Source organism: Pseudoalteromonas sp. APC 3224, from assembly GCF_030407535.1.
GTDB lineage: Bacteria > Pseudomonadota > Gammaproteobacteria > Enterobacterales > Alteromonadaceae > Pseudoalteromonas.
In genome coordinates this window covers 42,590-67,381 of the sequence record NZ_JASDDF010000023.1, presented here as the reverse complement: position 1 = coordinate 67,381, position 24,792 = coordinate 42,590, and the positions used below count along the sequence as shown (strand labels likewise).

Genomic DNA, 24,792 nt, shown 5'->3' with positions numbered 1-24,792 from the left:
AGGCTTTATGCCTCTTTATAATTTTTAAGCCTCAAACTTTAGCTGCGAGCAATGCTTTTTCAATTACTTTTTCTAGTTTTTCAGGTTTAGTAAAGGGCGCGTAGCGCTTAATGGGTGAGCCATCTGCATTAATCAAAAACTTTGTGAAGTTCCACTTAATTTTTCGTGTCAAAAACCCCGGCAATACAGATTTTAAATAGCGAAAAGCCGAATGTGTATGCTGACCATTAACGTTCACTTTTTCTGCGATTAAAAAACTAACTCCGTAATTGATTAAACAACCTTGCGCTATTTGATTCGCGTCTCCGGGTTCTTGCTGGCCAAATTGGTTACACGGGAAACCTATAATGACTAAACCTTGGCTGGCATATTTTTCGTGTAATGCTTGCAATGACTCGTATTGATAGGTGAATCCACACTCACTTGCGGTATTTACTATTAACACAACTTTACCTACAAACTCTTTAAAATCGATAGGTTGGCCTTGCAGGCTAGTAGCACTTAGTTGATGAAATGGGTGCATATTATTAAGCTATTATTTGTTTATTTGGCATAGTCTAACCTTTGCTTGGTGATTAACAAAGTCGAAATAGTGAACACTGCTATGGCGTTACTGTTAATTTAAAATCAAAAATAACCCCATACCAGCAAGTGTGGTTAGGTAAATATTATGTGTTTTGTAAGCAACTATAATGGCTACAATCGCTGCGCTTAAATAAGGGTTTTGCCAATTTAGATTAATGCCACCATCATTTATAAATACAATCGGCACCCAAATCGCTGTTAGAACCGCAGGTGCACTGAAGCTCAAAAACTGCTGCATTTTAGGCCCTACTTTAAATGGTAGCGCGCGGTGTAAGAATAAATAACGGGTAAAAAAGGTAATACATGCCATAAGTAAAATAGTCGTCATCATGATTTAGCGTCCTTATTTTTTACTATTCTAGTTACAGTGTAACCTGCACTCATTGCTAATAGTGCTGAGCATACCAACCACAGCTCAAAGCCTGTGCTTTTTAATAAAGTGGCACAGATCCCTGCAACAATGACCGTGACAAGAGTGGCTAAATTTTTAACTCCTGGGATAACCAAAGCAATAAAGGTTGCAGCAATCGCAAAGTCGAGTCCTAAATTGGTTAGATCAGGGAGCATAGTGCCGGCTACAATACCGATAAGTGTCCAAATATTCCAAGCAATGTAAAAGCTAAAGCCTGCGCTGAGCGCGTAAATTAGGCGCGTTTGAGTCTGGTAGGCGCGAGGGTGATGCGAAAAAGCAAATAGTTCATCGGTTAATACAAAGCTTACTGGAAGGCGCCAACGCATGGGTTGCTCAATCACTTTGTGACGAACCGCCAAGCCATATAAAAAATGGCGAGAGCTAATAATAAACGTGGTAAATAAAATGGTTAATAGAGGGGTATTACCAGCAATGAGCTCAATTGCAACCAGCTGCGCCGAGCCTGCAAATACCAGTAGCGACATGGCTTGAGTTTCAAAAGGGGTAAAGCCATTTTGTATTGCCAACGAGCCACATAAAATCCCCCAAGGAATAACGGCTAAACATAATGGCAGCATATCTAAAAAGCCTTTTAGTATCGGTTTTTTAATGGACTGCATGTGTTTTACTCTGCGCACTGGTAGAAAGACTCATCGGGATACCTTAATATTGAGAAGCTAAAATAGTTAGCGTTTTAGATGATACTTTTTTTTAGGGAAGGTGCAATGTTTAAGGTAAAAGTGTGGGATGGTTTTGTAAGAAGCTTTCATTGGTTATTAGTATTGAGTATTGCTGCGCTTTATTTTAGTGTAGAAGAGGGCATGATCGAACTTCATTTTGTAGTTGGCTTTTTTACTTTAGCGCTTATTTCAACACGGATTATATGGGGTCTTATAGGCAGTAAAACGGCAAGAATATCGGCATTACTGCACTCTCCTAAATCGGTGCTTGTTTCTTTTAGCGGCAAAAAAATAAATGATGTGGGCCATTCTGCACCAGGTAGTTATATGGTGTTATTATTTTTTATTCTGATCATAGCGCAGCTAGTAAGCGGTTTAATGAGCAGTGATGATATTTTAACTGATGGCCCGTTAGCGCAGTATGTATCGAGTGATACGATTGATTTTGCCAATTGGTTGCACCATATTAATTTTGATATTTTATTTTATGCGATTATTTTGCATGTTGTGGCTATTATTGCTTACAAAGTCCAAGGCAAGCCTTTGGTCAAAGCAATGATCACCGGTAATAAAGCACTAGCAACAAAAAGCTCGGAGCCAGAGACAAAGTCACCATGGGTTGCATGGGTTATATTTTTGCTACTACTGGTTTTATTAATGAGTACCTGGGGAAGTGAACATTTAAGTTATTTGCTTAGTTAAAAAAAGTGGCGCTAATACAGCGCCATTTTTGTTCTTAATACACCGTATATATTAGTCTTTGAATTGCTTATGACAATCTTTACAGCCTTTAGCCCATGCACCAAACGCTTTACCAATAACAGCTTTGTCACCGGTTTGAGCTGCTACAGCAAGTTCATCAGCATATTGTTGAAATGCTGTCGCTTTTTTCATAAAAGTATCGTTTTCAGACCATACCGCAGGAAGTGCTGATGTATCACCCTTATCAGTATCTGCGTAAAAAGCTTCCCAAGGCATTTTAGACAATGCCGCTGCGCTATTTGCACGCTGCTTAAATTGCTCTGCATCAAAAGGAATTTTACCCTTGAGCATGGCACCCATATCGCCTATTTGAACTGAAATCATAGAAAATGCAGCTTGGCGATATTCAATCGCATCGCTTGGCTCTTTGAATGCAGAATTTGCTGATACGCTAAGTGCGCATGTAGATAGTAACGCCCCGATAAATACTTGCTTCAATTTCACTTTACTCTACTCCTTTGACGGTTATTTGATTGTATTTGTATCTTAGCTCAGGCTTTAGTTCAAGGGAATGCATAGATTATTACTTTGATATTATTAATGGGGAGCTGAATCGTACTGGTACTATTTATAGTTTATTGTGAATGTTTGTAAATGCGGTGTTGCTGGTTGTTGTGTGATTGTGTACATTCAGATGTCATAAAAATAACCAATGAAGAGCATTTATGAAAAATAATATTTTTAAGCTGTCAGCGTTGTCTGCAGCGATAGTAATTTCGCTATCAGGGTGTGGTGGAAGCGATAATGATAATAACAATAAAGCCCCAGTTGTTACTGATGTAGCACCAAAAGCGAGTGACGTTGCTGTAAGCGATCAAAAACAATGGATCCCAGTAACTGCCGAATTTAATGCAAGTGACCTTGATGGTGATACATTATCATTCAGCTTTACTGAGAACGGTGAAGCTGTCGTTGCTGAAGACGGCGTGTTCATGTTTAGCCACGGTGCATTAACAGTCGATGGTACATCATTTACTTACGTGCCAGTCACAACTGAAGACGCAGTAATCGATTACACGGTGACAGCTAACGGTAAAACAGCATCTGCACAAATTATGGTTTCAGGTACTATTGGTGACCCACTAGCAAATCAACAATGGCACTTGAATAATACAGGCCAAAAAGCTTACGCCTTAAGCGATGAGATGAAACAAGGCCTTATTGATTTATATGTTAATCAACGTGGTTTTACTGAAGAAGAGGCACAAGCACGTTTTGATGAAGACTTCGCTAAGTCAGAAGCTGAAGAGCTTGTTGTTGGTGAAGACATGAACGTAGCAGCTGCTTATGCGCAAGGTGTTACAGGTGCGGGCATGACTGCTGTTGTTGTTGACTCAGGTATGGAAATTCGCCACGAAGATTTAATCGATAACGTATTGCCTAACCGCTCTTTAAACCTGGACGCAGAAACATTAGACCGTACTGACCCTACAAGCACATCTAACAGCGGTGACCATGGTACTAGTGTTGCAGGCTTAATTGCAGCAAAAGGTTGGAATGGTAAAGGCGGTCGTGGTGTTGCACCTGATACAGGCCTAATTGGTATGAACTACCTTGGTGGTGAGAAAGTAGCGCAAACTGATTTACTTGTACATGGTTTCCCTGGAAGTGGTATTAGCACGTCTGAAAGCATTTCGGCGTTTAACCGTAGTTACGGTATTACATTCCCGACATTTATTGCTTATTCAGAGCTTGATGAAACAATAGAGTCTTACCCAAATCTTTACCTTCGTGATGGTAAAGGTGCACTAAACATGAAATCGAGCGGTAACTCTTTTGTTGGTGATGAGAGCGAAGGTTCATTATGTGAAGATAACGGTGCTAACGAGTTAGGGTTAACTTGTTATAATGGTGCATTTGAACCTAGCCAAGGTCATCCTTATTACTTAAGTGTCGCAGCTGTAAATGCAAATGGTAAGCACACTAGCTACTCAACTGCAGGTGCTAACTTAATGGTTTCAGCGCCAGCGGGTGAATATGGTCGTTGGGCTCCAGCAATGGTTACAACTGATCAAATGACTTGTATTAATGGTTATTCAGGCTTCAATGGCCGTTCTATCACCGCTTGGGCTGCAGCCTATGGTGAAGAGTTTGCTGCAAGCCAATACCCATTTAATTACCCAGGGCATGAAGATAACGCAAGTTGTAACTACACATCTACATTTAATGGTACATCGTCTGCTGCGCCAAATGCATCAGGTGTGGTATCGTTAATTCTTTCAGCCAACCCTGAACTAACTTGGCGTGATGTGCGCCATATATTAGCATCAACCAGTACTTTAATTGATGCAGATAACGCAGCTGTTAATTTAACTGTAGGTGAAGGTGAGTTCGTTGCTCATGACGGTTGGGTTGAAAATGCTGCCGGTTATAGCTTTAATAACTTATATGGCTTTGGTCGAGTTGATGCTGGTGCAGCTGTTGCAATGGCTAAATCTTACGAAGCTTCATTAGGCGAGCAAGTAATCACGAATTGGAAAGGTTTTGGTTCAGTTGTTGCTGAGGATGCACTAGCACTTGAAATCCCAGATAACAACGCATCGGGTTTAACACAAGAAATCGAAGTGACTGAAGAGCTGAATATTGAAGCAATGCAGTTTAAGTTTGATGTTAGTAACTCTGAGATGGTCTTAGATTTAAGCGATGGTACACAAACATCTGCTGGTAACGATTTAGCGATTGAAGTTACATCACCAGCGGGTACCCGTAGTGTGTTATTGTCATCTAAACAAGCACTGTTTTACCCAGCATACAGCTTCACTAATGGCTGGAGCATTGGCTATGTATTAAAAGACGCAGTTATGCTTTCAAATGCTTTTTACGGCGAGTCTACTAAAGGTACTTGGAAAATCCGCTTACTAGATACAAGTGCAGATAGCTTTGCATTGAGTGACGGTGGCGATAACGGTTTAAGTGCAATTGGGATAAGCAATAATAGCTCAGCGAGTGTTCTTGAAGGTGTATCTCTTCGCGCATTCGGTCACGCAGGTCAAGAGTAAGGATTATAAAAATGAAATTTAATAAATTAATCGTATTAAGTGCTGCCGCGTGTATCTCATTAAGCGCAACAGCTAACACTAGCTTTGATAAAGAACTTGAGTTACCTAAAAAGCAGGTTGCTAGCTTAAAGCTTGATAAAGCCGACTTTGGTTCTTATAAAGTAGAGAAAGGCTTACGTTTAGTGCCGTCTAGTGTTGCAGCAGAAGAGCATGTAGTGATGAAGAAGGGCGATATGTCAGTTGTTAATGTTGCTACTGACTCAGAATTAGTTACTAAAGGCTCTTTAGTTCGCAATATTCTGACTAATAACTTAAGCACATTATCAGGAAACATTACTATTCTGTTAAAAGACGGTAAAACTGCAAGCGATGTTGCATCAGCAACGGGCTTAAAGGTAGTATCTGTTTTTCCAGGCACTAAGATTGCGGTTATGGCTGTAAATGAAGGACAAGATATTTTAGCGGCTTCAGAGCAGCTTAAAGCATCTGGTTTTTCAAAAGAGGCTAGAATTGAAGTGTTAGAAACTATCTACACTGTGCAATAATTTATTTTAAATCAATAATAAAAAGCCCCGTGTAACTAAAGTTACACGGGGCTTTTTGTTAATCATTCATATCAATATCGGCAAATATCATCCCTCGGCGCATACTACGCGTTGCCAAGAATACCTCGCCAAGTAATGACATAAATGCACATATTAGCAATGCCATTGCACCAACAAAACAACTACCAATAGTGACGCCTAAATTAATCGATTGTATGTGTGATAAAAATAACAGCATGACCACGGCACATACTAATAATGCACTTAGTACGCTGAGGCTAAAAGCAATGTGAATACAGCGGGAACGTTTTAGGAGTGCTCTTAATTCTGTGGTTAAAGATAAGTTAAATTCCTCATCAGTACTAACTTTTAATTTTCGTTCTAATTGTCTGGCCCTGTCAGTAATGCGTGCCAAGCGATTAGATAAAACCCCGAGTGTTGCTGCAATACCTGTAATTAAAAAAACAGGGGCAACGGCTGTTTGGATGACCTTAGCCATAGTTAAAATGTTAATTACGTCGTTGTTCATTTTTGTCCTTATGAATTAGCAGCGTGAAGAGGCTATATAATGCTACTTCGTTATTGTTAGGATAACTGAAGTCATAAACATATAAAAAGAATTTCTAGGCTCCCTCTTTACATAGCTTCACAAACTAAATCTCTGTGCTATTAAATATTAGGTATATTTAACAAAAATAAAAACTACAGAGATTCTAATCAATGAAACACACTCCATTTGTTCTTACTTTTATATCCTTAGCTATTTTAGGGGGGTGTAATAAAGCCCCTGACGCTGAGCAATCAGCAAAGGTTGAAAATGTAGCTGCTCAAACCGAAGTCATGCCGCCGATTGCGAAGAAAGTGCCATATGAAATGACAATCCATGGCGACACTCGCATCGATGATTATTACTGGATGCGTGATGATGAGCGTAAAGCTCCTAAAGTGATTAGTTACCTTGAGGCTGAAAATGCTTACACAGATGCAATGCTTGCGCATACTAAAACACTGCAAAGTACTTTATTTGAAGAGCTTAAAGGGCGAATTCAAAAAGATGATGACTCTGTTCCAGTAAAAGACGGAGAGTACTATTACTCGTCGCAAACTCGCGGCGATAACGAGTACGCTACTTACTTACGCAGTAGTGATTTTGCAGGCACCGATCAAGAAGTTATTTTAGACGTAAATGAATTAGCTAAAGGCCATGACTATTTTGCGGTTAGTGTCCTAAATGTAAGCCCAAATGATAACTTAATGGCGTATGGTGAAGATACGGTGAGTCGCCGTGTTTATAATATAAAAATTAAAGATTTAAACACGGGCAAATTACTAGAAGACACGCTTGAAGGCACTAGTGGTTATGTTGTGTGGGCGAACGATAATAAAACTGTTTATTACATTAAAAAAGATGCGCAAACCTTACTCGGTTATCAAGTTTATCGTCATACGCTTGGTACATCACAAAGCGATGATGAGCTTGTATACGAAGAAAAAGATACGAGCTATTACACAGGTATGAGCAAGAGCAAAGACGGCTCAGAAATTTATATTTGGCATAGCAGTACTGATGCATCGGGTTTGTCAGTACTGAGTGCAAACGATGTAAATGCTAAGCCAAAGCGTTTAATTGAACGTGAAGCCAACCTTGAATACAGCATTTCCAAATCAGGCAATACCTATTACATTGTGACTAATTTAAATGCGGTTAACTTTCAGCTTATGAAAGTTGATATTGATAAAGCCGGTGATAAAGCAAACTGGCAAAGTGTGATCCCTGCCCGCGAGGATATTAAACTCGAAGGCGTTGAGTTATTTGATGACTACTTGGTATATCAACAACGTGAAATGGGTCAATCAACACTGATTGCGCGTAATTTAACATCAGGCAAAGAGTTACCACTAAGCTTTAACGACAGTGCGTACACGATTAATGCGTACGGTAATAACGAATTAAACAGCGATACGCTACGTGTGTATTACACCAGTATGACGACACCGGGTTCATCTTATGATGTCAATTTGGCCACTGGCGAAAAAACATTATTAAAGCAACAAGCGGTATTAGGTGACTTTAACGCAGAAAACTACGCGTCTGAGCGTATTTTTGTCACAGCACGCGATGGCGTAAAAGTACCGGTGAGTTTGGTGTATCGAAAAGAGCTATTTAAAAAAGATGGCACTAACCCATTATTGCAATACGGCTATGGTTCGTATGGTGCAACAATGGATCCTAGTTTTTCTTCTGCACGATTAACGTTGCTTGACCGTGGTTTTGTATTTGCAATTGCCCACGTACGTGGTTCGCAAATGTTAGGGCGCCCGTGGTACGAAGCGGGTAAATTACTCACTAAAAAGAACACGTTTAACGACTTTGTAGATGTTACTAAGTCATTGGTAGCTCAAGGGTATGGCGATAAAGAGCAAATTTTTGCCCAAGGTGGCAGTGCTGGTGGTTTATTAATGGGCGCAGTGGCAAACCAAGCGCCTGAGCTATATAAAGGTATGGTGGCTGCGGTTCCATTTGTTGATGTGGTTACTACTATGCTTGATGAGACTATTCCGCTTACAACTAACGAGTATGGTGAGTGGGGTAACCCTAACGAGAAAGAATATTACGATTATATGTTGTCGTATTCACCATACGATCAAGTTAGTAAACAAGACTACCCTAATATGTTAGTAACAACAGGTTTGCACGACTCACAGGTGCAATATTTTGAGCCAGCTAAGTGGGTAGCTAAGCTGCGAGATTACAAAACAGATGATAACAAGCTACTGTTTAAAATTGATATGGAAGCAGGGCACGGAGGTGCGTCTGGTCGTTTTAAGCGCTTAGAAGATGCAGCATTAAATTATGAATTTATGCTTGATTTAGCCGGTATAAAAAAATAACCCCAAATTCAACTAAGTAATGAGCCAAGGCGTAACGTTAAGTTACGCCTTTTTTTTGTGGCAAATTAAAGCTAAAAATAGTGCCTTTGCCTATCTCACTTTGAACATTTATTTCACTGTCCATAAGCTTTAATAGTCCACGACAAATAGCAAGCCCTAACCCACCTTGTTGACGGCCCGCTTTATTAGAATTACTAGCTTGGTAGTGGGGATCAAAAATAGCTTGTAACTCATCATGTTTAATACCAACTCCGGTATCCGAAACTTGCACAAATAATTGATAGTGGTTACTTCGTCTTACGCTAACCTCAATACTGCCACCAAGGGGAGTATGCCTAATTGCATTATCGATTAAGTTACTTAAAACGCGCTCAAGTTTGGCTATGTCGGCGATGACAGGGAAGTCACAAATTTTTGGCTCAACCGATAAATTAATGCCTTTTTGTTGCGCAACAATACTAAACTTAGCAATACAATCGTAAATTAGCTCTCCTAGGTTAAATGTTTCTTTATTAATGTTTATTTGACCATTTTCTAAGTGAGCAAGTTCAAAAATTTGCTCTATAAGTTGCTTTAGCTGTCCACAGTTATTTAATGAGACTTGCAAGTATTCTTGCTGTTCTTGTTTACTTAGTTTGTCACTTGACTGATTTAACACTTCTAAAAAACCTTGTAGAGAGGCTAGTGGTGTTCGCAGATCATGGGAGAGGTGAGTAAGCAGCTCTTTACGTTGTTTATCAACTTGCTCAAGTGCTTTAAATTGCTCGTTTATACGCGTTATCATCGCTTGAATACTTCGACCTAGGCTGTGGACTTCGTTGCTTTTTTGATTTGAATAGTGACTTAGTTTTGTATCGGTTAGGCTATAGTTAGCAGCCTCAATATTGCTCACATCTTTTGCAAGACGTTGAATAGGGCTTGTGAAAAATCGCAGTAAAATAAGCATCGCAATAAATAAAAAAACGAGTGTTGAGCCAAGCCACATAGCAGCCACTAATAACGAGTCGTTACTTTTTATATTATTGAGTGAGGTGTCGTATGCCTCACCACCAATAATTATATATAAATACCCTTGTAATGCATTGTTGTTAAATACAGGCGCCACAGAAAATATTTTTTGTTGCTGTGGGTCTCGTGGGTTATCACCATAAATAGGTGTTGTGTTTGGGTGGTCAATCAGCTTTTTTAGCGGCTCTAAATTAACGTGTGAGCGCTTTACTTTTCCGGGTTCTGCGGAGTAAGTCAATATTTTTCCGCGCTGGTCTACAAAGTAAAATTCAAAGGCAGGGCCTAACAGCATTAGAGTATGAAACAGGTTTTCAAGGGCTTCGTAATCGTATACGCCTTCTTTTATTAATGGATTATCTTGTACTAAATGTTCAGCCAGTGCTAAATGTAAGTTTTGTTCGCCATGGTGTTTGGAGTTGAGTTCTAATTGTTTACTCCAGCTATAAACTAGCGCACAAATAAAACAAAAAATAACGGCTAACGACACTGCTAATTTTTGGTACAAAGAAAGTTTCATAATAAAAATCTTAATTAAGTTGGTTTGGGTTGAGTTTGTATCCCACACCCCAAACGGTTTCTATAATGGGAGTTGGTTGATGTAATTCGAGCTTTGCGCGCAAGCGGTTAATATGCGAATTAACCGTATGTTCGTAGCCGCTGTGTTGGTATCCCCATACTTTATCGAGCAGTTGTTGGCGGCTAAAGACATGATTTGGGTGACGTGCAAAGTACACAAGCAAATCAAATTCGGTGGCGGTTAGGTTAATTGCCTGTTCAGCTAAGTACACTTGATGAGAGTCAAATTCAATGTGTAGCGAGCCAACATGAAGCGTTGTTTCGCCCTTAATCGTATTCTGGTTAGTATTTTGGCTCGCGAGCAATTGTGCTCTGTGTCGCAGTTGGGTTTTTACTCTGGCTTGTAGTTCACGTGCAAAAAAGGGTTTACAAATATAATCGTCGGCGCCCATTTCTAGGCCAATAACTCTGTCCATATCGCTACTTAGTGCTGTTAGTAAAATCACTGAGATAGTTGGATAGTGTTCTTTTATTTTACGACATAAACTCAATCCATCCATTTGCGGAAGGTTTATATCCAGTAAAATAAGCCCGTAAGATTGTTTGGCTATTTTTTTCAAAGCCAGTTCAGCACTTACAACATGATCCACATGTAAATTTAGCGATGTAAGCTGTGTGGTAATTAATTTACCAATTTCTCTGTCGTCTTCAACTATGAGTAACTTTTCATGGCGCATCATTTATCCTCGTAAAAAAGGGGGGCTTCCGTGCTCCCCAACTTCCCCATTAAAAGCTGGTATATCGAGGTTGATATTGATAAACGAATTACTGAGTGCGGGTAATAACCACTTTTGCTAATGGGTTATCAAATTTATGTTCAGGGCTAAGCACTGAGCCAGACAAACCATCTTCATTTGTAACTACACCTGGGTGTCTTGCTACAAAATTAACATCATCACGGGCTTCATTAAAACCTTCTCCGCCATCAGCAGGACCGGGTATCGTACCAGCTGCTTCTGTATTTGCTTCAGTACCTGCATCATAAGCAACGGTAGTGCGAGTTAAAGAGTCGCCGACTGCTAATGAAGATACATCTAAAGCACTAAGACCGGTAAACCCATCATTTGTATTCACCATCATAGTGGCAAGCGACAACTTAAGTGCCTCAAGTGAGTCTGTGGTTAATGTAATCGTGGTATTAGCACCAGGTCCAACAGGACCTTCGCTTGATGCGTTGGCTATAGCGTTTTCTAATGCAAGCAGTTGGCTGTTATCGCCTCCTTCAGCTATTGCTTCTAATGCAATTGAGGCCGCATTGCCAATTTGCCAAAGAGTGCCTTCAGTATGTGCAATAACAGCAATAGGCGATAGTGGCTGCCCCGCGGTTAAATTGCTGACGGTAACATCAAATGTATAGCTTACAGGCTCAGGAGTTGGCGGTGTGACAACCTGAACAGGTTCGTTTCTGTCGTTATCGCCGCAGGCTGCAAGTGAGGCTGCAAGTGCAACAACCACGATGCTTTTTTTAAAGTTATTTAAAGATGCCATGATAACGCTCCTACTTAACCGTAACGGTTAGCTTAGCCACTGGGTTTAACCATCTGTGAACCGTATTACTTAAATCGCTATTACCAGCGGTTAAATCGTCGTCACCTAACGTGCCTGGATGAATATGTACGTTAATATTGCTATCGGTACTTGTTAAGCCAGCGCCGTCTGTGCCCGCGTCGCCACCTGGGGCTGCAGGAATACCTGGCGTACCCGGTGCACCTGAGCCATCGACAATGAGTTCATTATTGTGCTCAGTGCCTGCATCATATGCATTTAAGTAAACAGTATAAGTGCCTGCTTCGGTTGGGATTTTCCAGCTATCCAGGCCAACAAAGCCATCGTTTGTAGGCAGTAACATAGCGGTTACTGAGAGGTAGTCATTACCATCGGTTGTCATTAGTGTGGCCATGGTCGATGATGATGGCGCTAATAAGCCTCCTGCTGGGTTTGCAGCCATGTCGCTACCTGCTGCAGTAGCTTGTGCCTTTAGTTCTGCAATGTTGCCACCTTCAGCCATTGTTTGTAATGCAGTAGAAGCTTCAGTTGCAACTTCAAAAAGCTTATCTTCGCTGTCGTGTGCTGTAACTAGCAGTGGGGTAAAGTGAATGCCTTGTGTTAGGTTGGTTATTGCTAGGTCTAACTCTGCAGCTATGGCTGACTGGCTAGCTACTGCTAAAAGAGTTGCAAGTGTAAATGTTGAAGCTTTCATTTTTATTTCCTGTATGTGATGATTCGAGATAAGTATTGAACAATCGTCTCCAGAAACTCTCACAAACTTATCACTTTTTTATCACAGAAATTTAGGTTGTGATTTTTTACAAATAAATAGATAAGTGGTGTTATATACCTGTGTATAATTAAACCGGATTTTAAAAATTAAAGGATTGTGCTATGGAACAAAATCAAGAAATTAAAGTCGTTAATAAAGATGACCGAACTTGGGCAATGCTATGTCATTTAAGTGCATTAGCTGGGTTTATTGTGCCATTCGGCTCGGTGTTAGGCCCCCTTATTATTTGGCTAATTAAAAAAGATGAAATGCCTATAGTTGATATACATGGTAAAAAAGCGCTTAACTTTCAAATTACTATGGCTATAGCTTATTTTGTATGTTTTTTACTAATTTTTGCAGCTGTTGGTTTACTACTGTTACCTATGGTCGCTATCTTTTCATTTGTGATGGTGGTTATCGCAAGCGTAAAAGCCAACGATGGCAAAGAGTTTAATTATCCCCTTAGCTTAAATTTAATTAAATAAGCGTTTTGATTTAAGTTAAAAAGTCGTTCAAACCCAGCTTAATGGCTGGGTTTAGTTTTTAGTCATAAGGGAAAAATGCTCTATATAACATTATTTTTTACGGCATTTATATCGGCTACGTTATTACCCAGCTCGTCTGAAGTATTGATGGGTGGGATGATAATGCAAGGTAATACTAACTTATGGCTAATTTGGTTTGCAGCAACCTTAGGCAATGTATTAGGCAGTTGTGTTAATTATTGGCTTGGAACACAAGCATTACGCTTTAAAGATAAAAAATGGTTTCCAGTTTCTGAAAAAGGGCTTAAAAAAGCGCAAAAGCAGTTTAATAAATATGGGATATATAGCTTACTGTTTGCGTGGTTACCTATTGTTGGCGATCCACTAACTGTTATTGGCGGCGTGTTTAAAGTGCGCTTTAGTATGTTTTTAGTGCTAGTAACACTCGGCAAAGGGCTACGTTATTTAGCTGTAATAGCCCTTGCCGTTGGATTATTTGTGCCAGTCGAGAGTTAGCGACACAGAGTCTGCAAAGCGCAGCGCATGAGGTTTATCCACTCGGGCTTTGGCGTAATTCACACTTGGGTGCGAGTGGCAAACAGCAAGAATTTCAGCAACTAATTTTTCTAACAATAAAAAGTGACCCTGTTCAACTAAGGTAATTACTTCTTTAGTAATTACCTTGTAGTTAAGTGCTTGTTCTACTTCATCAGTTTCACAAGCTTGATCAGCCGGATAATGAATTTCTAAATTAATGACTACATCTTGTTTTTTTTCACGTTCATCTGGATTAAAGCCAATGAACGTGCGTAGCCGTAAATTAGTTACATTAATTATTGCGTTAGCCATAGATTATCCTTTGATCAGCTGTAAAAACTCGTTACGTGTTTTCGGATCGGCTCTAAAGTTTCCTAGCATTACCGAAGTACGCATGCTTGAGTTTTGCTTTTCTACACCACGCATCATCATACACATGTGCTTTGCCTCAACAATGACGCCTACACCTTTGGCACCGGTTACTTCCTCAACCGCTTTGGCAATTTGATGGGTTAGCTGTTCTTGAATTTGAAAACGGCGAGAGAACATATCCACAATACGTGCAAACTTAGACAAACCTAACACTTTGCCATCAGGGATATAAGCAATGTGACAGCGGCCAATAAACGGTAATAAGTGATGCTCACACATAGAGTAAAGCTCTATATCTTGTATCAACACCATATCGTCAGCATCTGAGGTAAATACTGCATTGTTAGTGATTTCGTTAAGCGTTTGGCGGTAACCTTGAGTTAGGTACTCCATCGCTTTTGCAGCGCGTTTTGGAGTATCGAGCAACCCTTCACGTTCTGCATCTTCACCGACTGCGGTTATAATTTTTTGATAGCTTTCTTTTAATTCGTTATGCATAAGTTTCTCGTTTATTTAGATGACTTACTTAAGATGGCGACCACCATCAACAGGTAAAGCACGGCCTGTGATGTAGTGGCTGTTTAGTAGTAGGTCGATGCTATTGATAATTTCTTGGCATCCAGGTTCGATACCCATTAATGATTTTTTTAAAGTTTTAGCGCGATACTGCTCATCATCATGTTGATTAAAAATAATTAATGATGGTGCGACTGAATTCACTTTAATCTTCGGTGCATATTTAGCACTAAATGATTTGGTTAAGTTATCCAAGGCGGCTTTGCTGGCCGCATAGGCTAAGTGTTTTGGGCTGCCAGTTTCCACTACGTAATCAGTTAGATGAATAATGTCAGCGGGCTTAGCGTGAGACGCCTGATAATTTAATAGTAAATCTGCACAGCGTAAGTTTACCAAGTACGGTGTTTTTGCATGAATGCGCATCATATTGTCAAACAGCTGCTCAAACTGAGGGTTGTTAGCTTCACAGTCCCAGCTTGATGCATTATGAATTATCGCGCTTAGTGAGTCAGTCTGTGCTTTAAGTAATGTAATAAAAGTATTAATACCCTCATCAGAACTAAAGTCAGCATAAAGACAAGTGGCCCCTTGTTGTTCTAGCAAATCTACCGCTTTATGGCGGGTACGATAAGTAATAATGACCGCTTGCCCTTGGGCTATAAAATGCTGTGCAAGCGCAAGTCCAATACGTTGTCCTGCACCAGTAATCAAAATAGGGGGGGTCATAAAATATAAAACTCTCTGTTGGCAAGCGTTAAGGTTAACCGTTAAAATTTAAGCCACTTATTTTTACGCCATTTTTTACGTAAAATATAAGCGGCTCGATCAGTTAAATCACACTTATAATATTGATTTAAAAAGCATCGTATATTGTTGGAATAGGCTGGCGCTTATGTTGCGTGCGTTGGTAAATTGCAATCAGTGTTTGTTCCACATGCTCGGAGACTGGTTTACCTTCTAAAAAGTCATCAATTTCTTCATAGCTTAAGCCTAATGCTTCCTCGTCAGTCAAACCTGGTCTATCACTTTCTAAATCCGCAGTAGGTGCTTTTTCAACTAACAAAGCAGGTGCACCTAATGCTGTTGCCAATGCTCTAACCTGACGTTTAGATAGACCAAACAAAGGGGCTAAGTCGCAGGCGCCATCGCCAAACTTAGTATAAAAACCGGTAATGTTTTCGGCGCTATGGTCGGTACCTACAACGAGCCCTTGGCAAAACCCAGCAATTTCATATTGTGCAACCATGCGTTGGCGTGCTTTCACATTGCCTTTAATAAAGTCTATTTTTTCTTGTGTTGGCAATGGCTGATTATTACCAGCTAAAGTTGCCATTGTTTGCTCGTGCAGTGCGTCGGTTGCAGGCTGAATATTAACGGTCATACGGGTGCTGGGCTTAATAAAATCAACCGCCATTTGTGCTTCGCTTTCATCTGCTTGCACTCCATACGGTAAGCGCACCGCAATAAATTGATACTGTGTATCTTGGTGTTCTTGATTAAGCTCATTAACAGCAAGTTGGCATAATCGGCCACAGGTTGATGAGTCTACACCGCCACTAATACCTAGTACCAGTGAAGTTGAGTATGCAGCTTTTAAACGTGCTTTAATAAAATTTACTCGGCGTTTAATTTCAGCGTTAACATCAATACTAGGCTGAACCTTCATTTCAGCCATAATTTCGGCGCGCATGGCCCGCTCCTTAAAGTTAAAAAGTTTTAATGCTCAAAAAAGAATAGCTATTATGTGATTTCAAATTACACAATTAAAGTCCTATATACTCTTTTATTTGTTTAAGTTGAGCTTTTAGCTCGTTAATTTCAGCGAGTATCTCATTGAGCTCTTGGTTTTTTAACTCGTCTGTAATGGTTTGTGTTGCTGTTGGCTCATCGTTTTCTGCAGAAGGTGCTGTAAATAAGTGGATATAACGGCTATCACGCTTACCAGGCTCACGGGGCAGCTTTTTAACATGGCCATTTTCAATCAATTGTTCAAGCGATGTTTCAACGTCGTCAACATTGGTAAAGTCAGCTAAGCGAGCACAACGGGTTTTTAATTCACCGGGTGTTTGAGCTCCCCGCAATAATAATAAACATACAATGGCGCGTTGTTGTGCGTTAAATTGTAAGTGACTAAATTGTGTATTACAAAAGCGATGGTCGTATTTAGATACACGTCCACTGAGACCTTCATCTTCTGTTACCAAGCGTAAGTCGATTAATTCGGCAATGGTAGCCTGAACTTGCTGTTGGCTTAATTCGAGCACAGGAGCGCGATTTGATTTTTGATTACAAGCATTCGTTAAGGCATTTAATGATAGTGGGTAATGTTCAGGCGTTGTTGTTTGCTTTTCCAATAAACAGCCAATAACTCTTTGTTGTTCAACTGATAACTGCATAATATCCCTTACTTCATCGATTCTATTTTAAGCTTACACTGTTATTTAGCGCTAAGCCATTGTTGCAATTTAGCATGCATAGCAGGGCCATCGAGAGGTTTACTTAAATAGTCGTTCATACCGGCATTTAAACATTTGTCTTTATCTCCGCGCATTGCATTAGCCGTTAGTGCAATAATGGGGATGGTTTGATTCTCTTGACCCGCAAGGCCCTCTCTAATAGCCATGGTAGCTTGGTATCCATCCATAATAGGCATTTGGCAATCCATTAAAATAAGTTGATAAGTGTTTGCGGTTGCTCGGTTTAATTTGGTTAGGGCGTCTTTGCCATCTTCTGCAATATCAAAGGTAAGCTCAGCTTGTTTTAATAATGCACATGCAACCACTTGGTTTACTTTGTTATCTTCTACAAGCAACACATGGCCTTTCGCTTTTTTTTGTTTATTAATCGCTGGAGGCAGCGCTAACTCTTTAGGTTGTGCTGCCAATGTACTTTTTACCAGCGTGTTATATAAATCAATAGCAGTGAGAGGTTTAAAAATTAAGGCTGCTTCATTGTTTCCATAAAATAAATTGCTTTTTGAATAGCTCATTGGGGCCATAATCAAAATATGGCTTTTCACTAAAAAATGTTTCAACTTTTCAGCCAAAGGGTGTGCTACAGGCTCCAAAAAGCTTGTGTCAATAATTGCTACATCCGGTGGCGTTTGTTGATGATTACTTATATAAGTTTCAACCTCTTCATAATCACATACTGCACTGACATCTGCGCCCCATAGCATTAATTGCTTCTCGATGATGGTGGCATTCATCTCGCTATTATCAACAATGAGTATTCGCTTTGCTTGTATATGTTGACAATCTAAATCAAATGCTTGGTCTATCACTGAGGTAATGCTGACTGAAAAAGTAAAGGTACTGCCTTCATTAGGTGAGCTATTTACACTTACCTCGCCTCCCATGAGTTCGCACAGCTGCTTAACTATTGCCAACCCTAAACCTGTACCGCCATATTGGCGGGTTGTTGATGCATCAGCTTGAGTAAAAGAATCAAATAACTGTTTTTGCTTCTCTAAACTAATACCAATGCCGGTATCAATAATCGCACATTCTAAAGTCGTATCATCGAGAGTTTTTTCAATGGTAGCGGTTACCAGTACTTGTCCGTTTTGAGTAAATTTTACGGCATTGGCAATCAAGTTATTTAAAATTTGTCGTAATCTATTTGGATCACACACAATCTCACTGGTGCTTACATGCGTAGAATCTAAAATTAATTGGGTGTTATTGCTTTCGGCCTTGAGCGCAAACGACTCAATAATCTCGCCTAGTAATTGTGGTAGATTAAATTGAATGCTTTCTATGTCTAACTTACCAGCCTCTATTTTAGAAAAGTCTAAAATATCATTAATAATCCCTAATAAAGACTCTGCTGACGATTGGGCAAGCTTTATATGATGACGTTGTTGCTGATCAAGTGAGGTCGCCTGAATGATATTAAGCATACCTAACACTCCATTCATCGGGGTGCGAATTTCATGACTCATGCTAGCTAAAAATTCACTTTTAGCGATCACCGCCTGTTCAGCGGCTTCTTTTGCCATGACTAGTTCAGCTTCGGTTTCTATGCGTTGTTCACTAGAGTGAAGACTTCCTATTAGCGCGCCGATAGCAATTAAAAAACCTTCTTCGTTTTGCGTCCATGATCTAACCGTTGCTTGCTCTGCGCATACAACACCAATAGAGCCGCTGCCTGCGGGGATCATAACACATAACATTGCTTTAATAGGTGATGGCTCGAGGTAGCTTTTTGCTATGGGTGCGAGACAAGCTTGTTGCTGTGCGTCTTGAGCGCTAAAAACGGCTTTGTTTTCTAGGGTGGTAAAAAAGTCAGGGATGTCGTGCTGGCGCCAAGGCGTATTATTATCACTGTTATTTTGGCTATAACTCGCAATGGGACTAAGTTGAGTTTTGTATTTATCAAACAAGCGAATGCTTACTGTATTCACTTTAAGTGCACGACACACCGCACGAGTAATAAGCTCTTTTGATTCGCTTAATTTACCTTTTAATATGTGGTCGCTAATAGTTAACGACGCTAAGGTTTCATTAAAACGAGCTATTTTTTGATCTTCTATTGCTACCTTTTTACGGGCATCAATATTTTGTAGTGAGCCGAATATTCTGTTACAACGCCCATTTTTATGCTCGGCTTCACCATGTATGAGTGCCCAAATCACTTCGCCGTTGGCATTAATAACTTCCAGTTCGGCCTCGTAGCTTTCACCATATTTAACCGCCCTGGAAATTAGTTCAGCCGCCTTATCTCTGCTTTTACCCTCTTTAAAGTAATATAAATCGGATGACCATTTAGGTTGCTCATCTAAAGGGTATTCAAATATCTTTTTGGTCATGTCTGACCAAAATACCTGCTTTTTTTCTAAATTAAATGACCATGCGCCCACTTGCGCTAGGTTACTCATTACCTCGAGCATTTTTTCGTTTTCGTGTTCTCTATTGAGCATTTTTAAAAACAATAAAAACGCAAAAATAAGCAAACTCAAAATAACAATAATAACGATACGTAACGGCCAGATAGACGACGATGCCGGTTGCCAGCCTGTTTTTGGCACTACATAGAGCTGCCAAGCTCCGCCTTGAAAGTTTAGGTTAAACTCAAGCGGGTTTTGGCTGGTAATTTCAGGGTCACCAAAGAAAAACTCACCTTGTTTACCTAAGCCATTGCGTCCTTGAATAGCAACGGTGTATTTTTTTTGTAATTCGAAAATTCCAGCGTTGTTATAGACTTTTTCTATATCGAGTACCACAGAAAGCAGCCCCCAAAAAGAGTGGTCTTCAGGTAAATAAACTGGCACTCGTGCAATCAAAGCTTCACTGCCTTGAACTAACGTGAGCGGTCCAGCCATTACAATAGTATTAGTGTCGCGTGCTTTAATAGCATCATCGCGTTGCGCTTTATTTTCTAAAAAATTGAGTCCAATGGCTTTTTCATTCCCTTTAAGCGGGTAGGTCATTGTAATGACCATATTAGGTGCAGCACCAATATTACGTAGTTCGTTCGAGGTATTAAACAGTGGAGCGGCAATTTGCCCAAAACGTGTTTGGCTTAAATTAGGCTCGGCAGCAACGGCTACAGCCAAGCCTCGTATTAACTGAATATTAGATACCAAAATAGCTTCAAGCTGAGCTCTGTAGGTACTTACTTGAGAAAGTACTTGTAAACGGTAAGCATCTTTTGCCCGATTATAATTAAGCCGTTCAAGCACTAAGCTTGTTATTGCAATTAAAGTGATTGCAAATAAAAAGGTAAGCTTAAAATTATAAATGGATGTGCGTTTACTTTTGCGCTGTTGCCACATAAGGTGTAATTAAATTGTTAATATAGAAAGCTTAACTATAGCTAACTAACACTAGAAACAAAAATGGCGCAGTTAAATATGCGCCATTTTCTTTTTAACTATAAACACGTTTAGATATTATGAATCACTAACTTCGCGTGCCCAATGATGCTGTTTCGCAACATGTAACTTGCGGTAGCCATCCAATAATGCGGCGTGCTTTTTAAAGCCTTCAAGCGATAAACCTGGGAAAGTTAAGCCGTTAAAGCGTGTACGACCTTCTGCAATCTCAATTGCAAGGGTTACATTATTAGCGCCAAACATCAGTCCTAAGGCGTCTTGGTAGCTTGTATATTCACGTTCGTCATCGTATTTAATTTCTAAAATAGCTTTTAAACAACGGAAATGACGCATCGCGTCTTCATTAACTTGGCCGGTATGTAAAATCCAGTCAACCCAATCAATCGCTTCTTCGCTGCCTGCGGCTAAGCATAAGTGTGCTTTCAGTTCACCAATACGTAGAGTATGCCAAGGCGTATCGGCATCGGTTGCTAAGCCAATGAATTCAGCAGCGCGAATAATATCGCTATGACCAGCTTCTTCTAGGTTTTCGTAAATTTCCATCAGTTGCTCAGTGTCATATTGATCAAGTGATAAGAAAGTTTCGCGGAATTTAGCGCCTTCGTTGTTATTACGCCAAATAAGCTCATCTACCGGATAAATATCAGACATACCAGGCACTAAAATACGACATGCATACACATTTAAGTGGGTGTAATCCATGATGTAGATATCATGGCCCATGCTGTGAATTAAATCAGTACAGAAGTTATATTCTTGCTCAGTTGAACCACTAAAGTCCCAATGTACAAATTCAAAGTCTGCTTCAGAACGGAAAAAGTCATGAGAAATTAAACCGCTTGAATCAATAAAGTGCAGTTCAATGTTTTCAGGTGTGGCTACTTCGTCGTTGTCAAAAGTGGCAGGTTGAAATACGTCTAGTTGATCTAGGCGACGACCTTGCAGTAGCTCAGTTACCGTACGTTCAAGTGCCACTTCAAATGAAGGATGAGCACCAAAAGAGGCAAATACAGAGCCATCTACTGGGTTGATTAGCGTAACACTCATTACAGGGTATTTACCGCCAAGTGAGGCATCTGCAATACGTAAGTGGAAGCCATGGCTACGCAACTCTTCACAGGCTTCATGAATTTTAGGGTATTGTTTTACCACATCTTCAGGCACGATTGGTAAGCTAATACCTTCAGCAATAATGCGATTTTTAATGGCGCGTTCAAATACCTCAGATAACCCCTGTACACGGGCTTCAAATTTAGTATTACCAGCACTCATACCATTAGAAACAAAAATATTACCAATCACGTTCACCGGAATATAAATATCTTGGCCGTCGCGCTGGCGGGTATAAGGCACAGTACAAATACCACGCTCAAAATTACCAGAATTAAAGTCATAAAGGTGTGAGGCAGTTAATTCACGCTCAGGGTCGAAGTAATCCCATAAGCTTTCATCCATAATCCCTTGTGGTACTTCATCTTCTGCTACTTTAAACCACTTTTCGTTCGGGTAATGAGTAAAGTCACCATTGGCAAATTCTTCACCTAAGTAAAAATCAGCAAAAAAATAGTTACAGCTTAAACGCTCAAAATATTCACCTAGCGCAGAAGCGATAGAGGCTTTATCAGTAGCACCTTTACCGTTAGTAAACATCACACCACAGTCGCTATCTTTTATATGAACTGAATAACAGTTTGCTACAGGGTTAAGCCATAGCGCTTCTTCAATATTAATATTTAGCGCTTTTAGCTTGTTTTGCATGGTAGAGATAGACGATTCTAAATCGCGGTCTTTACCTTTAATAAATGTTTTTTCAGTCATTTTGATCTCAACTAGGTCTGCACAATACATGAACTGTGTATTATCGTGGATTTTGATGTTTATTTCACCCTTTACCCGCTTTTCGTAGCGTTTTTAATAGAACGATTATGAATATATGCTAATAATAGTTTATTGAAAAAGTTGAAGGGTATGTTTATGTTTAAAGTAATCAAACGGTTGCTATTAATTGTTGTGGTTTTAGCGCTTGGGGGGACCGCCATTGTATACGGCGTGTTGACTCTAAGTTTACCTACCCTTGATGGTAAAGGCCGAAGCGATGCGGTAACGCAGCCAGTTAAAGTTGCTCGAGATACGCTTGGCCAAGCTGTTATTACTGCAGCTACTCGCCATGATGCTGCTTATGGCTTGGGTTATGCCCACGGGCAAGATCGCTTTTTTCAAATGGATTTACTTAGACGTAATGCCGCAGGTGAGCTCAGTGAGCTATTTGGTAAAGCCGCGCTCGCTCTTGATAAAAAAATGCGCTTTCATCAATTACGTAAACGCAGCCAAGCGATTTTAAAAACTCTCCCCCAAGCCGATAAGCAACTACTAAAAAGCTATGCACAAGGGGTAAACGAAGGACTTGCGCAAGTAGGGTACCCAAGTTTTGAATACCTACTTACAGGAGCTGAGCAACAACCATGGCAAAGCGAAGATAGTCTGTTAGTTATTTTTAGCATGTATTTAGATTTACAAACCGCTACCTTTGAGCGCGACCAAGCTTTAATTCAAATACAGCAGCAATACGGTGCAAAAATGGTTGAATTTTTAACCCAACCAAGCCAATACCAAGCAGCATTAGATGGCAGTATTTTAACACCTTATTCTCAAACTATACCTCAGTTACCAACGCAGCCATTAGCGGCGATTAAAAGCATTACTGCTAATTTAGAAGTAGGCAGTAATAACTGGGCAGTGACCGCAGATTTAACTAATACGCAAGCTGCGATGCTTTCAGATGATATGCACTTATCAATGGCGGTGCCGGTTATTTGGTATCGAGCGCAGCTTAATTACACTCATAACAATCAAGCTTATCAGGTAACCGGTGTTTCGTTACCAGGGGCGCCTGCCATTGTGGTTGGCAGTAATAATAAAATTGCATGGGGATTTACTAATGGCTATATAGATACAGCCGACTGGATTGCATTAACTGATAGCAGTAAAACATGGCAAGTAAATGAAGTGATTACCTTGGATAATGGCAACGATGAAATCTATCCTTTAACGCTAAGTGAGTATGGCCCTGTTAAATACATTAACAATCAGCCTTATGCCTTAAGTTGGGCAGCGCATCAGCCGTATGCCGTTGATATGCAATTGTTGCAGCTTGAGCAGGCTGAAACAGTGGATGATGCCCTTAATATTGCAAGTAACGTGGGTATTCCGGTACAAAACTTAATGGTGGTAGATAGTCAAGGCAGTGCAGCTTGGAAACACATGGGCGGTATTCCTGCGCGAACAGCACCTAGTGAATTTGCCATTAATGAAAATGAATATTCAGCAACTTGGCAGCAAAATGAAGTTATTCGCCCGTTTGTTAAAAACCCTGAGAGTGGGCGCTTATGGACAGGGAATTCGCGAGTGGTCTCGGCTGAGGATAATGCGCGTTTTGGTAATGGCGGCTATGCCTTAGGTGCTCGTGCGATGCAAATTCGCGATCGGTTGTTTGAAAAACAGCAGTTTAACGAAGGTGACTTTTATCAATTACAGTTAGACAATCAAGCGCGCTTTTTAACTCCTTGGCATGGCTTATTACTTGAGCAGTTAAAACAGCAGCCAGAACACTATGCAGATTATATCAATGCACTGGATAACTGGCAGCAATGCGCCTGCCCAACCTCCGTTGGTTATACCTTAGTTAAGACGTATCGTGATGAACTAATAAATATTTTATTTAGTAGTATTGAAGCGAGTCTCAATAAGCAGGATGGTACATTGAGTTATGTAAAGCGCGATTTAGAGCCCGCTGTTTGGCAATTAATAAAAGCGCAGCCAGCAAGTTGGGTTAACCCGCAATTTACTAATTGGGAGCAGCAATTACAGGCAGCCTTTGAGCAAACTATCGCACAGTTAACAACAAAGTTTGGTAATAACATTCAAAACTGGCAATGGGGTAAAGTAAACGAATTAGCGATTGAACACCCATTTGCTAAACAAATACCTCTATTGAGTAAGCTACTAAATATGCCTACCGCTCCAGGGTTTGGTGATAGCTATATGCCTGCCGTACAAAAAACCAGTTTTGGCGCATCGCAGCGATTTATTGCCCAACCTGGACATTTAGAAAGTGCCATTTTAACAGTGCCTGGAGGGCAATCAGGGCACCCGCTTTCTGAGTTTTATCGAGCCGGTTTTGATGAATATGTAGAAGGAAAGCACACCCCATTGTTACCGCAAACATTCATGCATCAAATTGAAATAGTGCCTATCAACGACTAGCTTTGGATGCAGAGTGAGCTAAATAAGTTGCTATCACGTTTTATAACCATGATTATTAATT

The 24,792-nt window shown here is 40.2% G+C and carries 23 protein-coding genes; 7 read left to right on the top strand and 16 right to left on the bottom strand.

Annotated features, from left to right (window positions below):
- Window positions 1-31 precede the first annotated feature (31 nt).
- The 3 genes from QL989_RS11950 to QL989_RS11940 form a co-directional block, all read right to left on the bottom strand.
- On the bottom strand, window positions 32-523 hold the full coding sequence (locus QL989_RS11950; RefSeq protein WP_290170625.1) for a glutathione peroxidase: 492 nt from the start codon (window positions 521-523) through the stop codon (window positions 32-34).
- A gap of 93 nt (window positions 524-616) precedes the next feature.
- A complete protein-coding gene (locus tag QL989_RS11945; protein WP_016900234.1) occupies window positions 617-916 on the bottom strand; it encodes an AzlD domain-containing protein in 300 nt (99 codons plus the stop codon).
- Window positions 913-1,617, bottom strand: a complete 705-nt coding sequence (locus tag QL989_RS11940; RefSeq protein ID WP_013463697.1) for an AzlC family ABC transporter permease — start codon at window positions 1,615-1,617, stop codon at window positions 913-915. The genes QL989_RS11945 and QL989_RS11940 overlap by 4 nt, the downstream gene beginning before the upstream one ends.
- 105 nt (window positions 1,618-1,722) lie before the next feature.
- On the opposite strand from QL989_RS11940, the gene QL989_RS11935 reads away from it, so the two are divergent.
- Entirely contained in the window at window positions 1,723-2,379 is a 657-nt protein-coding gene (locus QL989_RS11935; protein WP_290170624.1) for a cytochrome b/b6 domain-containing protein, read from the top strand.
- Between the two features lie 51 nt (window positions 2,380-2,430).
- Here the strand turns inward: QL989_RS11935 and QL989_RS11930 are convergent, their stop codons facing one another.
- Window positions 2,431-2,883, bottom strand: coding sequence for a cytochrome c (locus QL989_RS11930; RefSeq protein ID WP_290170623.1), 453 nt, complete (start codon window positions 2,881-2,883; stop codon window positions 2,431-2,433).
- 221 nt (window positions 2,884-3,104) lie between these two features.
- Between QL989_RS11930 and QL989_RS11925 the strand changes: the two genes are divergently transcribed.
- Together QL989_RS11925 and QL989_RS11920 are read left to right on the top strand one after the other, a co-directional pair.
- On the top strand, window positions 3,105-5,438 hold the full coding sequence (locus QL989_RS11925) for a S8 family serine peptidase (protein WP_178954489.1): 2,334 nt from the start codon (window positions 3,105-3,107) through the stop codon (window positions 5,436-5,438).
- Between the two features lie 11 nt (window positions 5,439-5,449).
- The gene (locus QL989_RS11920) at window positions 5,450-5,983 is read left to right on the top strand and encodes a hypothetical protein (protein ID WP_290170622.1); all 534 of its coding nucleotides are present in this window, start codon (window positions 5,450-5,452) and stop codon (window positions 5,981-5,983) included.
- 58 nt (window positions 5,984-6,041) lie between these two features.
- Here QL989_RS11920 and QL989_RS11915 read toward each other — a convergent pair whose 3' ends face one another.
- Entirely contained in the window at window positions 6,042-6,512 is a 471-nt protein-coding gene (locus QL989_RS11915) for a DUF2721 domain-containing protein (protein ID WP_178954493.1), read from the bottom strand.
- A 191-nt stretch (window positions 6,513-6,703) separates the two neighbouring features.
- Here QL989_RS11915 and QL989_RS11910 point away from each other — a divergent pair, with 191 nt between their 5' ends.
- On the top strand, window positions 6,704-8,875 hold the full coding sequence (locus QL989_RS11910; protein ID WP_290170621.1) for a S9 family peptidase: 2,172 nt from the start codon (window positions 6,704-6,706) through the stop codon (window positions 8,873-8,875).
- Between the two features lie 37 nt (window positions 8,876-8,912).
- Here the strand turns inward: QL989_RS11910 and QL989_RS11905 are convergent, their stop codons facing one another.
- From QL989_RS11905 to QL989_RS11890, 4 genes are all read right to left on the bottom strand, one after another.
- Complete coding sequence (locus QL989_RS11905; protein WP_290170620.1) at window positions 8,913-10,400, bottom strand: HAMP domain-containing sensor histidine kinase; 1,488 nt, start codon at window positions 10,398-10,400, stop codon at window positions 8,913-8,915.
- Window positions 10,401-10,410: 10 nt separating this feature from the next.
- A complete protein-coding gene (locus QL989_RS11900; RefSeq protein WP_138605474.1) occupies window positions 10,411-11,136 on the bottom strand; it encodes a response regulator transcription factor in 726 nt (241 codons plus the stop codon).
- 88 nt (window positions 11,137-11,224) lie between these two features.
- Complete coding sequence (locus QL989_RS11895) at window positions 11,225-11,947, bottom strand: spondin domain-containing protein (protein ID WP_290170619.1); 723 nt, start codon at window positions 11,945-11,947, stop codon at window positions 11,225-11,227.
- Window positions 11,948-11,957: 10 nt separating this feature from the next.
- Window positions 11,958-12,659: a spondin domain-containing protein gene (locus QL989_RS11890; RefSeq protein ID WP_290170618.1), complete on the bottom strand. Its 702-nt coding sequence runs from the start codon at window positions 12,657-12,659 to the stop codon at window positions 11,958-11,960.
- A 182-nt stretch (window positions 12,660-12,841) separates the two neighbouring features.
- Between QL989_RS11890 and QL989_RS11885 the strand changes: the two genes are divergently transcribed.
- Both QL989_RS11885 and QL989_RS11880 read left to right on the top strand, forming a co-directional pair.
- Window positions 12,842-13,207 carry a DUF4870 domain-containing protein gene (locus QL989_RS11885; protein ID WP_010392586.1) on the top strand — a complete coding sequence of 122 codons (366 nt, stop codon included), beginning with the start codon at window positions 12,842-12,844 and terminating at the stop codon, window positions 13,205-13,207.
- Window positions 13,208-13,282: 75 nt separating this feature from the next.
- Complete coding sequence (locus QL989_RS11880) at window positions 13,283-13,723, top strand: YqaA family protein (RefSeq protein WP_290170617.1); 441 nt, start codon at window positions 13,283-13,285, stop codon at window positions 13,721-13,723.
- Here QL989_RS11880 and folX read toward each other — a convergent pair.
- The 7 genes from folX to ycaO all read right to left on the bottom strand — a co-directional run bounded on the left by folX (window position 13,700) and on the right by ycaO (window position 22,286).
- A complete protein-coding gene (folX, locus tag QL989_RS11875; protein WP_054202892.1) occupies window positions 13,700-14,056 on the bottom strand; it encodes a dihydroneopterin triphosphate 2'-epimerase in 357 nt (118 codons plus the stop codon). The two genes, QL989_RS11880 and folX, sit on opposite strands and share 24 nt — an antisense overlap.
- Window positions 14,057-14,059: 3 nt before the next feature.
- Window positions 14,060-14,614, bottom strand: coding sequence for a GTP cyclohydrolase I FolE (gene folE, locus QL989_RS11870; RefSeq protein WP_008108996.1), 555 nt, complete (start codon window positions 14,612-14,614; stop codon window positions 14,060-14,062).
- Between the two features lie 24 nt (window positions 14,615-14,638).
- A complete protein-coding gene (gene folM, locus QL989_RS11865) occupies window positions 14,639-15,358 on the bottom strand; it encodes a dihydromonapterin reductase (RefSeq protein WP_290170616.1) in 720 nt (239 codons plus the stop codon).
- A 127-nt stretch (window positions 15,359-15,485) separates the two neighbouring features.
- On the bottom strand, window positions 15,486-16,322 hold the full coding sequence (gene nadE / locus QL989_RS11860) for an ammonia-dependent NAD(+) synthetase (RefSeq protein ID WP_138605451.1): 837 nt from the start codon (window positions 16,320-16,322) through the stop codon (window positions 15,486-15,488).
- Window positions 16,323-16,395: 73 nt separating this feature from the next.
- Window positions 16,396-17,028 (bottom strand): YceH family protein, encoded by a 633-nt coding sequence (locus QL989_RS11855; RefSeq protein ID WP_290170615.1) that lies wholly within the window; start codon window positions 17,026-17,028, stop codon window positions 16,396-16,398.
- 41 nt (window positions 17,029-17,069) lie between these two features.
- Window positions 17,070-20,408, bottom strand: coding sequence for an ATP-binding protein (locus QL989_RS11850; protein WP_290170614.1), 3,339 nt, complete (start codon window positions 20,406-20,408; stop codon window positions 17,070-17,072).
- Between the two features lie 117 nt (window positions 20,409-20,525).
- Window positions 20,526-22,286, bottom strand: a complete 1,761-nt coding sequence (gene ycaO / locus QL989_RS11845) for a 30S ribosomal protein S12 methylthiotransferase accessory factor YcaO (protein ID WP_290170613.1) — start codon at window positions 22,284-22,286, stop codon at window positions 20,526-20,528.
- Window positions 22,287-22,442: 156 nt separating this feature from the next.
- On the opposite strand from ycaO, the gene QL989_RS11840 reads away from it, so the two are divergent.
- The gene (locus tag QL989_RS11840) at window positions 22,443-24,731 is read left to right on the top strand and encodes a penicillin acylase family protein (RefSeq protein WP_290170612.1); all 2,289 of its coding nucleotides are present in this window, start codon (window positions 22,443-22,445) and stop codon (window positions 24,729-24,731) included.
- Window positions 24,732-24,792 lie beyond the last annotated feature (61 nt).

Coding starts and splice junctions, on each gene's coding strand:
- QL989_RS11950 (WP_290170625.1), bottom strand. CDS start 523: ATGCACCCATTTCATCAACTAAGTGCTACTAGCCTGCAAGGCCAACCT.
- QL989_RS11945 (WP_016900234.1), bottom strand. CDS start 916: ATGATGACGACTATTTTACTTATGGCATGTATTACCTTTTTTACCCGT.
- QL989_RS11940 (WP_013463697.1), bottom strand. CDS start 1,617: ATGCAGTCCATTAAAAAACCGATACTAAAAGGCTTTTTAGATATGCTG.
- QL989_RS11935 (WP_290170624.1), top strand. CDS start 1,723: ATGTTTAAGGTAAAAGTGTGGGATGGTTTTGTAAGAAGCTTTCATTGG.
- QL989_RS11925 (WP_178954489.1), top strand. CDS start 3,105: ATGAAAAATAATATTTTTAAGCTGTCAGCGTTGTCTGCAGCGATAGTA.
- QL989_RS11920 (WP_290170622.1), top strand. CDS start 5,450: ATGAAATTTAATAAATTAATCGTATTAAGTGCTGCCGCGTGTATCTCA.
- QL989_RS11915 (WP_178954493.1), bottom strand. CDS start 6,512: ATGAACAACGACGTAATTAACATTTTAACTATGGCTAAGGTCATCCAA.
- QL989_RS11910 (WP_290170621.1), top strand. CDS start 6,704: ATGAAACACACTCCATTTGTTCTTACTTTTATATCCTTAGCTATTTTA.
- QL989_RS11905 (WP_290170620.1), bottom strand. CDS start 10,400: ATGAAACTTTCTTTGTACCAAAAATTAGCAGTGTCGTTAGCCGTTATT.
- QL989_RS11900 (WP_138605474.1), bottom strand. CDS start 11,136: ATGCGCCATGAAAAGTTACTCATAGTTGAAGACGACAGAGAAATTGGT.
- QL989_RS11895 (WP_290170619.1), bottom strand. CDS start 11,947: ATGGCATCTTTAAATAACTTTAAAAAAAGCATCGTGGTTGTTGCACTT.
- QL989_RS11890 (WP_290170618.1), bottom strand. CDS start 12,659: ATGAAAGCTTCAACATTTACACTTGCAACTCTTTTAGCAGTAGCTAGC.
- QL989_RS11885 (WP_010392586.1), top strand. CDS start 12,842: ATGGAACAAAATCAAGAAATTAAAGTCGTTAATAAAGATGACCGAACT.
- QL989_RS11880 (WP_290170617.1), top strand. CDS start 13,283: ATGCTCTATATAACATTATTTTTTACGGCATTTATATCGGCTACGTTA.
- folX (WP_054202892.1), bottom strand. CDS start 14,056: ATGGCTAACGCAATAATTAATGTAACTAATTTACGGCTACGCACGTTC.
- folE (WP_008108996.1), bottom strand. CDS start 14,614: ATGCATAACGAATTAAAAGAAAGCTATCAAAAAATTATAACCGCAGTC.
- folM (WP_290170616.1), bottom strand. CDS start 15,358: ATGACCCCCCCTATTTTGATTACTGGTGCAGGACAACGTATTGGACTT.
- nadE (WP_138605451.1), bottom strand. CDS start 16,322: ATGCGCGCCGAAATTATGGCTGAAATGAAGGTTCAGCCTAGTATTGAT.
- QL989_RS11855 (WP_290170615.1), bottom strand. CDS start 17,028: ATGCAGTTATCAGTTGAACAACAAAGAGTTATTGGCTGTTTATTGGAA.
- QL989_RS11850 (WP_290170614.1), bottom strand. CDS start 20,408: ATGTGGCAACAGCGCAAAAGTAAACGCACATCCATTTATAATTTTAAG.
- ycaO (WP_290170613.1), bottom strand. CDS start 22,286: ATGACTGAAAAAACATTTATTAAAGGTAAAGACCGCGATTTAGAATCG.
- QL989_RS11840 (WP_290170612.1), top strand. CDS start 22,443: ATGTTTAAAGTAATCAAACGGTTGCTATTAATTGTTGTGGTTTTAGCG.